Source organism: Actinomycetospora corticicola (assembly GCF_013409505.1).
GTDB lineage: Bacteria > Actinomycetota > Actinomycetes > Mycobacteriales > Pseudonocardiaceae > Actinomycetospora > Actinomycetospora corticicola.
In genome coordinates this window covers 1,352,116-1,365,064 of the sequence record NZ_JACCBN010000001.1, presented here as the reverse complement: position 1 = coordinate 1,365,064, position 12,949 = coordinate 1,352,116, and the positions used below count along the sequence as shown (strand labels likewise).

The following is a 12,949-nucleotide window of genomic DNA, read 5'->3' as shown; positions in this document are numbered from 1 at the left end:
CTCAGCCGGTCACCAGCCCCCAGAGGTCGTCCGTCCCGACGGCGAGCGCGCCCAGCCGACCGGCCCAGGCGCGCTCGTCGCCGTCCTCGTCCCGCCACGACCACAGCCGCGTCGTCGCGAACCGCAACGCACTGCGCTCGGTGAACCCGATCGCCCCGTGCAGCTGGTGGGCGATCCGGGTGATCTCCGCGACCGACGCCGAGGCCTGCGCCTTCGCGACGGCCACCCCGAACTCCCCGCCGCGCTCGGCCCCCACCGCGACGGCCGCCTCGACGAGCGCGACCTCCTCCACCAGCTCGGCCACCGACTGCTTCACCGCCTGGAACGAGGCCAGCGGCTTCCCGAACTGCTCGCGCGTACGGACGTGCTCGATGGCCAGCTCGCTCGCCCGCCGTGCCGCGCCCGCGATCAGCGCCGCCCGCAGCAGCGCCAGCCGGTGCCAGGCGCCCAGCGCCGCCTCCGGGTCGAGCGGCGACGCCGCCACGGTCACCTCGTGCAGCGTCAACGAGTCCCGCGGCTCCCCCGCCAGGTTCTCGCCCTTCCCGACGACGGGCTCGGTCACCTCGAGCAGCACCGCGAGCGGGCCGTGCGCGCCGCGCGTGACCAGCACCGTCGGCGCCGAGCGGCCCCACGGCACGCGGGTGAGCTCGCCGTCGAGCACCACGTGGCTCTCCCCGGCGTCGCGGACCACGACGCGGTCGTCGAACGCCACGGTCAGCAGGCCGTCCGGCACAGGCAGATCGGCCGCGGTGAGCACCCGACGGGCGACGAGGTCCTCCACGGTCGGCCCCTCGGCGACCCCGGCGCCGAGCGCGCGGGCGGCCTCGACCTGCTCGGCCACGGGCGTGTCGGCGTCCAGGGCGCGCGCGCCCTCCTCCGGGTCCGGCGACGTGGCGAGGCCCTTGGTGATGATGCCGCGCAGGATCTCGTTGGTGCCGCCGCGCAGCGTGTAGGCGGGCAGGTGGCCGATCCCCAGGGCCAGCACCTCGGCCAGCGACCCCACCGGAGCGGACGGGTCGGCGACGACCGGGGACAGTGCCCGCACCTCCTCCACGACCGTGCCCTCGTACCGGGTGCCGAGGTCCTTCACCAGGGCGGCCGCGACGTCCGGGGACTCCCCCCGCTCCAGGGCGCTCGCGACACCGAGCGACAGGCGGCGCAGCGACGCGAGCCGCGCGACGAGCAGCCCGACCCGCCCCGCCCCGGCGTCGGGAAGACCGTGGCGCAGCAGGGCCGTGAGCAGCGGGAACGTCGAGAGGAACCGCTCCGGGCCGCTGCGCTCCTGCGCGAGCTCGCCGGTGACCTGCGCCCAGCCCGATCCCTCGGGCCCGAGCGGGTCGCCCGGGACCCCGTCGAGGTGCGTGGCGTTGAAGCGGTGCTCGCCGGTGAGCAGGTGGATCGGCTCGGCGCGGACCTCGGGGGCGTGGAGGTCGACGACGTACTGGGAGAGCCCGGCGTGCTTGGACCCGGCGTCGGGATCGGAGCGGGCGAGGACGATCGCGGCGTCGTTGACGTGCGACCCACCGGTCCACATCTTGACGCCGGTGAGCCGGACGACGCCGTCGTCGCCGGGCTCGGCGCGGGTCGCGACGGCGGCCAGGTCCGAGCCGGCGCCCTCCTCGCTCATGCCGATCGAGAAGAAGCACTCGCCGCGGGTGATCGCCCGCAGGTAGCGCTCGCGCTGCTCGTCGGTGCCGTTCGCGAGGATCGAGGGCCCGGCCTGCCGGTCGGAGACCCAGTGCGCGCCGACCGGGGCGCCCGCGGCGAGCAGTTCCTCGATGACGACGTAGCGCTCCAGGGGCGAGCGGCCCCCGCCCCCGTACGCGGCCGGCAGGGTCATCCCGACCCACCCCTGCTCCGCCAGCCGTCGGCTGAACCCGCGGTCCCAGCCGGCGAACCAGGAGTCGGGCCGGTCGAGCACCGTGCCGCGTGCCCGCTCCTCGCCGAGGAAGGTGCGGACCTGTGTGCGGAGCTCCGCCGCCCCCTCGGGCATCCGGATCTCGGGGACGAACGACGTCATCGGCGGACCTCCACGGGGGTGCTCACCGGAGCAGCATCGTCGACGTCCCGCCCCAGCCGCTGGGCGAGCGCCGCACAGACCATCAGCTGCAGCTGGTGGTAGAGCATCAGCGGCAGCACGATCAGCCCGACGACGGGTCCGGCGAACAGCACGCCCGCCATCGGCAGGCCCGAGGCGAGCGACTTCTTCGACCCGCACATCATGATCGTGATGCGGTCCTCGCGGGGCAGGGAGAACAGGCGGCCCGCGTGCCAGGTCGCGACCAGCACGACCGCGAGCAGCACCACCTCGAGGCCGACCAGGGCCAGCAGCGAGACCACGGACGTCCGCTGCCACACGCCCTCGACCACTCCCTCGCCGAAGGCCGAGTAGACGACGAGCAGGATCGAGCCGCGGTCGACGAGGCCCAGCACCCGGCGGTGGCGGGCCAGGAACCGCCCGATGAGCGGCCGGAGGAGCTGGCCGGCCAGGAACGGCGCCAGCAGCTGCAGGGCCACGTCGAGCACGGCCTGCCCGGAGATCCCGCCCTGCCCGCCGAGGACCAGCGCGACGAGCAGCGGCGAGGCGACGATCCCGAGCAGGTTCGAGAACGACGCGGCACAGATCGCGGCGGCGACGTTGCCCCGGGCGACCGAGGTGAACGCGATCGAGCTCTGCACGGTGGACGGCAGGCAGCAGAGGAACGCGACGCCGGCGGCGAGCTCGGGGGTCGGGAGGTCGGTGAGGCCGATGAGCAGGCCCAGCAGCGGGAAGACCACGAATGTCGCGACCACCACGGTCACGTGCAGCCGCCAGTGCCGCAGCCCCTCCCACGCCTCGCGCGGAGAGAGCCGGGTGCCGTAGAGGAAGAACAGCAACGCGATCGCGACGGTCGTCGAGTGGTCGACCACGGTGGCGAACCCGCCCCGGGCCGGCAGGAGGGTCGCGATCCCCACCGTCACCAGGAGGGAGAGCACGAACGCGTTGGCCGTGAGGAACCGCCGCATGGTCGGTAGGTTACGTAACGACCTCCCCACCTTCACCGTGGCGAGTCCCACCCGGCCCACCGGGGAGCGACGGCCGCCCACTCCGCATCGAGGTCGTCCCGACGGCGGGTCGCGCGGCCGGACCTGGTCGCGACGGCTGCGACGGCCACCAGGATCAGCGCGACGCCGAGCACGACGCCGAGCACGAGGAGGGCGGGCACCCCGCCGTGGACCGCACGGGTCGCGGCGGCGCCGACGGCGACGACGAGCACGGTCGAGACCGTCGGGAGGAGGGCACGGACGGTGGAGGGGGCCATGCGTTCCACGGTCCGGTCCCGACGGCGGGCCTCCTAGAACGGGTTGCGGAAGTCAGCCTTCGGCTCCGACAGAGGCAGCGTCGTGCCCAGCGGCGGCGCGCAGGGCGGCGGCGAACTCCTCCACCCCGGGGCGGGCACGGGTGCCGCGGCGCAGGACCAGGGTGCGGTGCGCCCACGGCTCGGCGAGCTCACTGACCTCCAGGCCCCGCCCGGGGTCGACGACGTGGCGGGGCACCACGGCCAGGCCGACGCCCGCCGCGACGAGGTCGACCACGGTGCCCAGCCGGGCGGCCCGGCCGCGGAGCCGGGCGAGCGGAGCACGGTCCCCGACGTTGGCCTCCAGGGTCGCCTGCAGCGGCGCGTCCACGGCGAGGCCGACCATCGGGTGCTCGGCGACCTCGGCGAAGCCCACCCGGTCGGTCCCGGCGAGGACTCCCCCGGCGGCTCCGATGACCACGAGCGAGTCGTCGACGAGGCGGTCCCCGGGCGCGGGCGGACCGTCCCGCGGGTCGGCGATGACGATGCCCAGGTCGACCTCCCCGTCGGCGAGCAGGCGCAGGCCGTCCGCGGTGCTGCGCTCGAGCAGCGCGACGTCGACCTCCGCATGGGTGGACAGGAAGGCGACGAGGGCCCGCGGCACGAGGCGTTCCATCGCCGAGCTCCCGGCCACGAGGGTCAGCCGCCGCGCGGCCGGGGCGACGTAGGGGGCCACCGCCGTGTCGAGCCGTCCGAGCGCGTCGAGCGCCTCCCGCGCCCGCCGGCCGAACGCGACGCCGGCCGGGGTCGGCCGGACCCCGCGGCGGCCCCGCGCGAGGAGGGTCACGCCCGCCCGCGCCTCCAGGGCTCGGATGCGGGCGCTGGCCGACGGCAGGCTCAGCGGCAGTCGGTCGGCGCCGGCCGTGATCGACCCCTCGTCGAGCACGGCGACGAACAGACGCAGGTCGAGCAGGTCGTACACCCGCCGCAGCCTACGGTGCCGCCGTACCCTACGACGTCGATGATCAACGGGCCCTCAGCGGTCCACGCCGAGGTCGTCCGGCCCCATGAGGGTCCGCTCGTCCGCATCGATCCGCGATCAGGCGCCGAGCGACGCGCTCCGGAGAAGTGCGCGGGATGATCCCCCCATGCGCAGCATGCTCGTGACCGGAGGCAGCCGTGGGATCGGCGCGGCGACCGCGCGGCGGGCGGCCGCCGCCGGATGGGCGGTGTGCCTGACCTACCGCTCCGACCAGAACGCCGCGTCGGCGGTCGTCGCCGCGATCGAGCGCGAGGGCGGGCGCGCGGCGGCCGTGCGGGCGGACGTCGCGGTGGAGGCCGACGTCGTCGCGGCCGTGGAGGCGGCGACGACCCTCGGGCGGCTCGGTGCCGTCGTCGCGAACGCCGCGATCGTGGGCGAGAAGTCCCGGGTGGACGAGCTCACCGTGGAGCGCGTCGAGCGGATGCTCACGACGAACGTGACGGGGACGATCGTCACCTGCCGCGAGGCCGTCCGGCGGATGTCCACCGCCCACGGTCACGACGGCGGGTCGATCGTGCTGGTCGGCTCGGCGGCGTCGCGGCTGGGCTCGCCCGGCGAGTACGTCGACTACGCCGCGTCGAAGGCGGCGGTCGACACCCTCGGGCTCGGCCTCGCCAAGGAGGTCGCGGGCGAGGGGATCCGGGTCAACGTCGTGCGGCCCGGCATCATCGACACCGCCCTTCACGCCTCCGGCGGCCAGCCCGACCGGGTCGAACGCCTCGGACCGGCCGTGCCCCTCGGACGGGCGGGCACGGCCGACGAGATCGCGGCGGCCGTCGTGTGGTTGGCCTCCGACGAGGCGTCCTACGCCACCGGCAGCGTCCTCGACGTCGCCGGTGGCCGGTAGGACGACACGGGCGGCCCGTCAGGCGCCGGTGGTCTCCGGGTCGTCGTTCGCCCGCTTCTCCTCGACGTCCTTCGCCTGCCCGTGCAGGTCGGGGTTGACCTCCTTGCGGGCGTGGTCGTCGTCGGAGTCGGCCTGCGGCCGCGGCTGCTCGCTCATCGGGATCTCCTCGTCGTCGAGTGCTCGGAACGCGCGGCTACCCACCTCCCCGTGATCGACTCACGGCGACCCGTGACGGCAAGCGCTTGCGCTCCTAGGGTGTGCCGCATGAGCGCCGACGCTGTGGCCCTGAACCGCGCCTCGTTGCCGGAGCTCTCGGTCCCGGTGCCGGAGTACGACCGGGACGGCCTCGCGATCGGGATCGTCCACATCGGCGTCGGCGGGTTCCACCGCGCGCACCAGGCGATGTACCTGGACCGGCTGTTCGCGGCGGGGCGCGACCACGACTGGGCGCTCTGCGGGGTCGGCGTGCTCGACGCCGACCGCGCGATGGGCGCCGTGATGGAACGCCAGGACGACCTCTACACGCTCGTGCTCAAGCACGCCGACGGCTCGCGCGAGCCGCGCGTCATCGGGTCGATGGTCGACTACCTGGTGGCCCCCGACGACCCGGACGCGGTCCTCGAGCGCATGACCGACCCGGCCACCCGCATCGTGAGCCTGACCGTCACCGAGGGCGGCTACCACGTCAACACCGCCACCGGGGAGTTCGACGGCTCCGAGGAGAGCGTCGCCCACGACATCGCCCGCGAGGCCGGCACGGTGCCCCGCTCGGCCTTCGGGTTCCTCGTCGAGGCCCTGCGCCGGCGCCGCGACGACGGGACCGGCCCCTTCACGGTGATGAGCTGCGACAACATCGCGGGGAACGGCGACGTCGCGCACCGGATGATCACCGCGTTCGCCCGGGAGCGGGACGGCCGGACCTCCGACGACCTCGCGGACTGGATCGAGCGTGAGGTCCCCTTCCCCAACTCGATGGTCGACCGGATCACCCCGCGCACCACCGACGAGGACCGCCGGGAACTCGCCGACCGCTCCGGCGTCGACGACGGCTGGCCGGTGGTCTGCGAGACCTTCACGCAGTGGGTGCTCGAGGACCGCTTCGCCGCCGGGCGCCCGGCGTTCGAGGAGGCGGGCGTGCAGGTGGTCGACGACGTCGAGCCGTACGAACTGATGAAGCTCCGCCTGCTCAACGCCTCGCACCAGGCGATCGCCTACCTCGGGTACCTCGCGGGCTTCCGCTACGCGCACGAGGTCTGCGCCGACGAGGAGTTCGTGCGCTTCGTGCGCGGCTACATGGACGCCGAGGCCACGCCCACCCTGCTGCCGGTGCCGGGCGTCGACCTCGACGACTACAAGGCCACGCTGATCGAGCGGTTCGCCAACCCGGAGATCCGGGACACCCTCGCCCGGCTCGCGGCGGAGTCGAGCGACCGCATCCCGCCGTGGCTGGTCCCCGTGATCCGCCGCAACCTCGCGCAGGACGGCGAGATCGAGCGCTCCGCGCTGATCGTCGCGGCGTGGGCCCGGTACGCCGAGGGCGTCGACGAGGCCGGTGAGCCGATCGAGGTCGTCGACACCGGCCGCGCCGAGGAGCGGACCGCGGCCGCCCGGCGCTACCCGGACGAACCGTTGGCCTTCCTCCGGGACACCTCGCTGTTCGGCGACCTCGCCGACGACGAGCGCTTCACCGCCGCCTACCGGCGCCACCTCGACCGGCTCCACTCCGACGGAGCCCGCGCCGCCCTGCGCGCGGTGCTCGACGGGGCCTGACCGACCGGCCGGGAACGACTCGACTCCCGGGGCACGCGTCCGTGTCCCGGGACGGGAATGGTGTGCGTGCTAGCGTGTTGAACGATTCAGAGATCGGCGGGGACGACCTCTCCGCCGGCCCCGACCCTGCAGCGCAACCCGTGAAGGAGAAGCCGTGGCCGTCTTCGACGCCGCCACCGAGCACGCACCGTTCGTCAGCAGCCCCGCCCCGCGCGCGTTCGAGGACGAGCAGGCCCGCGAGGCGCTCATCGACTCCGAGACCGCCGAGCTGAGCCACCTGCTCGACCGCATCGACGGGCTCACCCACGAGGCCCGCCGTCGGCTGCGGCGCCTCGAGCACCACCGCAGCGGCGTGTCCGTGCAGTGGACCGACCTGCACGGCTGATCGATCTCCTTCCCGACGACGGGGCGCGCAGCCCCCGTCGTCGGGACATCGATCAGGAGGCGAGCCGCTCTCCCGAGGACGCGTCGAAGGCGTGCACGGCGTCCGGGTCGATCCGCACCGCGATCGTCTCGCCGTAGCGGACCTTCGTCCGGCCCGGACCCCGCACCACCAGCGTCGTCGACTCGTCCTCGGCGAGGTGGGCGTAGAGGTAGGACTCGCTGCCGAGCTCCTCGACGACGTCGATGACCGCCTTGACGCCGTCGCCGTCGGTGAGCGCCAGGTCCTCCGGGCGCACGCCGACCGTCACGCTCGACCCGTCGCCCGCGGCGTCCCGCACCTCGCGGGTCAGGGGGACCTCGACGCCGCCGAGCGTCACCCCGTTGCCGGCGCGCCGCAGGTCGAGCAGGTTCATCGCCGGCGAGCCGATGAAACCGGCGACGAACGCGTTGACCGGACGGTCGTAGAGCTCGGACGGCGTGGCGTACTGCTGCAGCTTCCCGTCGCGCAGCACCGCGACCCGGTCGCCCATCGTCATCGCCTCGACCTGGTCGTGGGTGACGTAGACGGTGGTGACGTCGAGCCGGTTCTGCAGCCCGGCGATCTGCGCGCGGGTCTGCACGCGCATCTTCGCGTCGAGGTTGGACAGCGGCTCGTCCATGAGGAACACCTGCGGCTCACGGACGATCGCGCGGCCCATGGCCACGCGCTGCCGCTGCCCGCCGGAGAGCGCCTTGGGCTTGCGGTCGAGGTACTCGGTGAGCCCGAGGATCTCGGCCGCGTCGTTCACCCGCTTCGCCTGCTCGTCCTTGTCCATCCCGCGCATCTTCAGCGGGAAGGCCATGTTGTCGCGGACCGTCTTGGACGGGTAGAGCGCGTAGCTCTGGAACACCATCGCGATGTCCCGGTCCTTCGACGCCACGTCCACCACGTCCCGCCCGTCGATGCGCAGGCTGCCCGCGTCGATCGGCTCGAGGCCCGCGAGCATGCGCAGCGCCGTCGACTTCCCGGAACCCGACGGACCGACGAGCACCACGAGCTCGCCGTCGTCCACGGTCAGGCTCAGCTGGTCGACGGCGGGCGTCGCGCCCGGCGTGTAGATCCGCGACGCCTGGTCGAACACCACTTCGGCCATGTCCTTGATCCCCTTAGATGGTCCAGCTCCGCTGCGCTACGTGTCCGTTCACTTGACCGCGCCGAACGACAGACCCTGCACCAGCTTGTTCTGCGCCACCCACCCGGCGAGGATCACCGGGAGGGCGGCCAGGGTCGCGGCTGCGGACAGCTGCGCGAAATAGAGGCCCTGCGAGGTCACGAACTGGACGAGGAACGTCGGCATCGTGCCCGCGTTGGCCGAGGTCAGGTTGACCGCGAAGAAGAACTCGTTCCACGAGAAGATCACGCAGATCAGCGCGGTCGCGAAGATGCCGGGCGAGATGATCGGCAGGACCACCTCGCGCAGCGTCCGCGCCAGCGACGCGCCGTCCATCGAGGCCGCCTCGAGCAGTTCGCTCGGCACCTCGAGGAAGAACGAGCGCATCATCCACACCGCGATCGGCAGGTTCATCGCGGTGTAGAGGACGATCAGGGTCCAGATGTTGTCGAGCAGCCCGACGTTGTTGACCACGACGTAGATCGGCACGATCGCCGCGACGACCGGCAGCATCTTCGTCGAGATGAAGAAGAACAGGACGTCCTGCGTCTTCTCCACCGGCCGCATCGAGAGCGCGAACGCCGCGGGCGTGGCGAGGAGCAGCACCAGGACCGTCGAGATCACGGTCGCGCCGAGCGAGTTCGCGAGGTAGGGCCCGATCCCGGCGTCGAACACCGTGCGGAACTGCTCGAAGGTCGGCGTGAAGACGAAGGTCGGCGGGCTCGACTGGGCGTCGCCCTCGGTCTTGAACGCCGTGAGGATCATCCACAGCACCGGGAAGAAGAACCCGATGCCGAGGATCCAGGTCAGCGTCGTCAGGAGGACGGGGCCGGTCCGCGAGGACCGACGGGGCTCGCGCTCGGCCGGGGCCGGGGCGGCGGTGGCCGGCTGGCGCTCCGTGGTGGTGGCCATCAGTTGCTCCCCTCGGCGGCGCCGAAGCTCCGGAAGACCAGGCGCAGCGCGAAGGTCGCCACGATGATCGTCATGACCACGACGACGACGCCCATGGCGGCCGACTGGCCGATGTCGAAGCCGAGGAACGCCCGCTGGTAGATGTAGAACGGCAGGTTCGCCGAGGCCGTCCCCGGCCCGCCCTGCGTGATCATGTAGACCGCGTCGAAGGTGTTCACCAGGTAGATCGCGCCGAGCACCGTGCCCAGCTCGATGAAGCGGCGCAGGTGCGGCAGCGTCAGTTCGCGGAAGATCGCCCAGGCGCCCGCGCCGTCCATGCGCGCGGCCTCGATCTGGTCGGTCGGCATCGACTGCAGGCCGGCGAGCAGCAGCAGCATCATGAACGGCGTCCACTGCCAGATCAGGGCGACCATCACCGAGGCGAGCGGGAAGTCCGAGATCCACGCCTCCTCGCCGACCCCGAACGGCGAGAGGACGAAGTTGATCAGGCCGTAGGTCGGGTCGAGCAGCGTCGTCTTCCAGAGCAGCGCCGCCGCGACCGGGGTGATGAGGAACGGGGTCACCAGCAGGGTGCGCACCACGCCGCGGCCGATGAAGTGCCGGTTGAGCAGCAGGGCGAGCACCAGGCCGAGCACGACCGCGATGAGCACCGACCCGAGGGTCATGATCACCGTGTTGAGCGCGACGCCGCGGAACTGCGAGTCCTGGAAGACGCTGACGTAGTTGTCGAACCAGACCCACTGCTGGGAGCCCGGCCGCACGAGGTTCCACGACTGGAGCGAGTAGAAGATCGTCAGCAGGAACGGGATCTGCGTGACGATGATCGTGAAGATCAGGGCGGGCAGCAGCGGGGCCCGCCGGACCCACCCCTCCGCGCGCGCCGACCGGGTCGGGGTCTGGCCCGGGGCCGGCGGTGGCCCGGAGGGGGCCGCGGGACGCTCGAGTGTGGACGTCATCGCTGGTAGCTCTCCCCCACCGTCGTCGCGTACTCCTGGGACTGCTCGAGCGCCTCGGCGGGCGTGATCTGCCCGGCGATCGCGGCGGACAGCTGCTGACTCACCCGGGTGCCGAGGTCCTGGAACTCGGGGATGCGCAGGAACTGCACGCCCTGGTAGGGCACCGGCTCCACCGTCGGCTGCTGCGGGTTGGCGCGCACGATCGCGTCGCGGACCGTGTTGGCGAAGGCGCCCGCGGCCTGCTGGTACTGCGGGTTGTCGTAGGTCGAGGTGCGCGATCCGGGCGGCGCGGACTCCCACCCGAGCTCGGTGCCCACGCGCTGGATGTACTGCTTGGACGTCATCCAGCTCATGAACTTCCAGGCGGCGTCGACCCGCGGCGAGGTCTTCGGGATCGCGAGCGACCAGGAGTACAGCCAGCCCGAGCTGGGGGTCGCGACGACGGGCGCCGGGACGAACCCGACCTTGCCCACCACCCGCGAGTCCTCCGGGTTGACGACGGTCCCGGCCGCGGAGGTCGAGTCGTACCACATGGCGACGTTGCCCTGGCTGAACGCGGTGCCGCACTCGGAGAACCCGGCCTGCGAGCCGCCGGCGATGCCGTGCGCCCGCGCCAGGTCGACGTAGAACTGCGTGGCCTGCTCGAACTGCGGGCTGGTCAGCTGGGCGTTCCACTGCGGGTCGTACCAGCGGCCGCCGAAGGTGTTCACCACGGTGTTGAACGGCGCCATCATCTCGCCCCAGCCGGGCTTGCCGCGCAGGCAGATGCCGGCGGTGTTCCCGCCGCGCTGCCGGTCGTCGAGCCGGGCGGCGGCGTCGGCGACCTGCGGCCAGGTCGGCTGTGGCGGCATCGTCAGGCCGGCCTGGGCGAAGAGGTCGGTGCGGTACATGAGGAACGAGGACTCGGCGTAGAACGGCACCGAGTACATCCGGCCCTCGTAGGAGAGCGCGTCGCGGACCGTGGGCAGGAAGTCGGCGCGGTCGTAGCCGGGCGTCTGCGCCATCAGCGGCTCGAGGTCGGTGAGCCAGCCGTTCTGCGCCCACTGCGGCGTCTCGTAGTTCGAGATCATGACGACGTCGAACTCGCCGCCGCCGGTCGCCACGGACGCGGTGATCTTGGCGCGGGCCTCGTTCTCCGAGAGCGTCACGAACCGCAGGCGGATGCCGGGGTTCTCCCGCTCGAACTCGGGCGAGAGCGTGATCGCGTCCTCCATCTGCGGGTTGGAGACGATCGCGACCGTCACGGTCTCCACGCCGTCGGCCGCGCCGAGGGCCCCCGCACCCGAACATCCCGCGACGAGCGCGAGCAGCGCCGTCGTGAGCAGCGCCAGCGCGGGGCGCCGCCGCGGTCGTCGTCCCGTCGGTCCCCGCACGCCCCGCTCCGTCCCGCTCGGCAGTGACGTGGTTCACCCCGACGTCACGTCGGGCGACCGTAGGACCCCGGTGTGTGCGGACGCAAGCGCTTGACCGGTACATCTCGGACCGTCGTCGGAATTCACTGCTCCCCCCGGCGCCCGGCACCGGGCATCATGCGGACGGCAACGGCGGCGGCGGACGGAGGTCCAACGAGTGACCACGATGGCGGACGTCGCACGGCGTGCCGGCGTCTCGACGGCCACCGTCTCGCACGTCCTCAACAACACGCGTGCGGTCAGCGCCGACACCCGTGCCGCGGTCCTCGCCGCGGTCGAGGAGACGGCCTACACGCCGAACACCGTGGCCCGCTCGCTGGCGACGAACCGCACCACCACCCTCGGGCTGGTCATCTCCGCCATCTCCAACCCCTACTTCGGGGACCTGCTCTCCTCCGCGGAGTCCGCCGCGGCCGCGGCCGGCTACACGTTGCTGCTCGTCGACCCGCACGAGGACCCGGACTACGAGCGCACCGTCGTCGCCCGGCTGCACCACCACCGCGTCGACGGCGTCGTACTGGCGCCGTCCGCCCGGCCGGCGGAGGCCCTGGAGTACCTCGCCCGCCACGAGGTGCCCACGGTGCTGCTCGACCGCCTGAGCACCGAGGGTCGCGCCGCCGCGCTGGACCAGGTCGGCAGCGAGAACCACGACGCGACCGCGACCCTCACCCGCCACCTCGTCGAGCACGGCCACACCCGCATCGCGCTGGTGGCGGGACTCGACGGCCTCACGACGACGGAGGAGCGCTGCGCCGGGTTCGGTCGGGCGCTCGACGATGCGGGGGTCCCGCGCGACCCCGCCCTGGAGGTCTCCGGCGAGTCGGCCACCGAGCCCGCGCGCGCCGCCATGACCCGCCTGCTGGCGCTGCCCGAGCCGCCCACGGCCGTCGTCGTCGGGAACAACAGCATGACGATCGGCGTCATCGCCGCCCTGCGCGACGCCGGGGCGCGGGTGCCCGACGACGTCGCGGTGGTCGCCTTCGACGACTTCGCGTGGGCCGACCTGTTCTCCCCGCGGCTCACGGTGATGGCGCAGCCGTTCGACCGGATCGCCAGCGAGGCGGTGCGCCTGCTCCTGCGCCGCCGGTCCCAGCCGGAGGCCCCGCTGGAGGTGCTGCGCCTCCCGCCGTCGTTCGTGGTGCGTGAGTCGTGTGGCTGCGCCAGGTGAGCAGAAAGTGGTGCTATAGCGCCACTTAG

Annotated in this window: 13 protein-coding genes; 4 read left to right on the top strand and 9 right to left on the bottom strand. The window is 73.1% G+C overall.

The genetic code is table 11. The features are described from left to right. Position 1: 1 nt before the first annotated feature. Genes BJ983_RS06545 through BJ983_RS06530 form a run of 4 tightly spaced genes read right to left on the bottom strand, consistent with a single transcriptional unit; the run spans position 2 to position 4,260 of the window. Positions 2–2,020, bottom strand: a complete 2,019-nt coding sequence (locus BJ983_RS06545; RefSeq protein WP_179793082.1) for an acyl-CoA dehydrogenase family protein — start codon at positions 2,018–2,020, stop codon at positions 2–4. Further along, positions 2,017–3,006 (bottom strand): bile acid:sodium symporter family protein, encoded by a 990-nt coding sequence (locus tag BJ983_RS06540; RefSeq protein WP_179793081.1) that lies wholly within the window; start codon positions 3,004–3,006, stop codon positions 2,017–2,019. The genes BJ983_RS06545 and BJ983_RS06540 overlap by 4 nt, the downstream gene beginning before the upstream one ends. Positions 3,007–3,038: 32 nt before the next feature. Continuing rightward, positions 3,039–3,302: a hypothetical protein gene (locus BJ983_RS06535; RefSeq protein ID WP_179793080.1), complete on the bottom strand. Its 264-nt coding sequence runs from the start codon at positions 3,300–3,302 to the stop codon at positions 3,039–3,041. Between the two features lie 52 nt (positions 3,303–3,354). Continuing rightward, on the bottom strand, positions 3,355–4,260 hold the full coding sequence (locus tag BJ983_RS06530) for a LysR substrate-binding domain-containing protein (protein WP_179793079.1): 906 nt from the start codon (positions 4,258–4,260) through the stop codon (positions 3,355–3,357). A gap of 166 nt (positions 4,261–4,426) precedes the next feature. Here BJ983_RS06530 and BJ983_RS06525 point away from each other — a divergent pair, with 166 nt between their 5' ends. Further along, entirely contained in the window at positions 4,427–5,167 is a 741-nt protein-coding gene (locus tag BJ983_RS06525) for an SDR family oxidoreductase (RefSeq protein WP_179793078.1), read from the top strand. Between the two features lie 18 nt (positions 5,168–5,185). Here BJ983_RS06525 and BJ983_RS06520 read toward each other — a convergent pair whose 3' ends face one another. Next, on the bottom strand, positions 5,186–5,323 hold the full coding sequence (locus BJ983_RS06520; protein ID WP_179793077.1) for a hypothetical protein: 138 nt from the start codon (positions 5,321–5,323) through the stop codon (positions 5,186–5,188). A gap of 108 nt (positions 5,324–5,431) precedes the next feature. Between BJ983_RS06520 and BJ983_RS06515 the strand changes: the two genes are divergently transcribed. Next, positions 5,432–6,937 (top strand): mannitol dehydrogenase family protein, encoded by a 1,506-nt coding sequence (locus tag BJ983_RS06515; RefSeq protein WP_179793076.1) that lies wholly within the window; start codon positions 5,432–5,434, stop codon positions 6,935–6,937. A gap of 154 nt (positions 6,938–7,091) precedes the next feature. Further along, positions 7,092–7,322: a hypothetical protein gene (locus tag BJ983_RS06510; protein WP_179793075.1), complete on the top strand. Its 231-nt coding sequence runs from the start codon at positions 7,092–7,094 to the stop codon at positions 7,320–7,322. A gap of 52 nt (positions 7,323–7,374) precedes the next feature. On the opposite strand, the gene BJ983_RS06505 is transcribed toward BJ983_RS06510, so the two are convergent. Genes BJ983_RS06505 through BJ983_RS06490 form a run of 4 tightly spaced genes read right to left on the bottom strand, consistent with a single transcriptional unit; the run spans position 7,375 to position 11,713 of the window. Next, on the bottom strand, positions 7,375–8,454 hold the full coding sequence (locus BJ983_RS06505; RefSeq protein ID WP_179793074.1) for an ABC transporter ATP-binding protein: 1,080 nt from the start codon (positions 8,452–8,454) through the stop codon (positions 7,375–7,377). 48 nt (positions 8,455–8,502) lie between these two features. Further along, positions 8,503–9,384, bottom strand: coding sequence for a carbohydrate ABC transporter permease (locus BJ983_RS06500; protein WP_179793073.1), 882 nt, complete (start codon positions 9,382–9,384; stop codon positions 8,503–8,505). Beyond that, positions 9,384–10,340, bottom strand: coding sequence for a carbohydrate ABC transporter permease (locus BJ983_RS06495; protein ID WP_179793072.1), 957 nt, complete (start codon positions 10,338–10,340; stop codon positions 9,384–9,386). The genes BJ983_RS06500 and BJ983_RS06495 overlap by 1 nt, the downstream gene beginning before the upstream one ends. Next, complete coding sequence (locus BJ983_RS06490; protein ID WP_343053811.1) at positions 10,337–11,713, bottom strand: ABC transporter substrate-binding protein; 1,377 nt, start codon at positions 11,711–11,713, stop codon at positions 10,337–10,339. The genes BJ983_RS06495 and BJ983_RS06490 overlap by 4 nt, the downstream gene beginning before the upstream one ends. Before the next feature lie 205 nt (positions 11,714–11,918). Here BJ983_RS06490 and BJ983_RS06485 point away from each other — a divergent pair, with 205 nt between their 5' ends. Beyond that, positions 11,919–12,920 (top strand): LacI family DNA-binding transcriptional regulator, encoded by a 1,002-nt coding sequence (locus BJ983_RS06485; protein ID WP_218890803.1) that lies wholly within the window; start codon positions 11,919–11,921, stop codon positions 12,918–12,920. Positions 12,921–12,949: the final 29 nt, after the last annotated feature.

Excerpts from the sequence above, each read along its gene's own strand:
- BJ983_RS06545 (WP_179793082.1), bottom strand. The coding sequence starts at position 2,020 with ATGACGTCGTTCGTCCCCGAGATCCGGATGCCCGAGGGGGCGGCGGAG.
- BJ983_RS06540 (WP_179793081.1), bottom strand. The coding sequence starts at position 3,006 with ATGCGGCGGTTCCTCACGGCCAACGCGTTCGTGCTCTCCCTCCTGGTG.
- BJ983_RS06535 (WP_179793080.1), bottom strand. The coding sequence starts at position 3,302 with ATGGCCCCCTCCACCGTCCGTGCCCTCCTCCCGACGGTCTCGACCGTG.
- BJ983_RS06525 (WP_179793078.1), top strand. The coding sequence starts at position 4,427 with ATGCGCAGCATGCTCGTGACCGGAGGCAGCCGTGGGATCGGCGCGGCG.
- BJ983_RS06520 (WP_179793077.1), bottom strand. The coding sequence starts at position 5,323 with ATGAGCGAGCAGCCGCGGCCGCAGGCCGACTCCGACGACGACCACGCC.
- BJ983_RS06515 (WP_179793076.1), top strand. The coding sequence starts at position 5,432 with ATGAGCGCCGACGCTGTGGCCCTGAACCGCGCCTCGTTGCCGGAGCTC.
- BJ983_RS06505 (WP_179793074.1), bottom strand. The coding sequence starts at position 8,454 with ATGGCCGAAGTGGTGTTCGACCAGGCGTCGCGGATCTACACGCCGGGC.
- BJ983_RS06500 (WP_179793073.1), bottom strand. The coding sequence starts at position 9,384 with ATGGCCACCACCACGGAGCGCCAGCCGGCCACCGCCGCCCCGGCCCCG.
- BJ983_RS06495 (WP_179793072.1), bottom strand. The coding sequence starts at position 10,340 with ATGACGTCCACACTCGAGCGTCCCGCGGCCCCCTCCGGGCCACCGCCG.
- BJ983_RS06485 (WP_218890803.1), top strand. The coding sequence starts at position 11,919 with ATGGCGGACGTCGCACGGCGTGCCGGCGTCTCGACGGCCACCGTCTCG.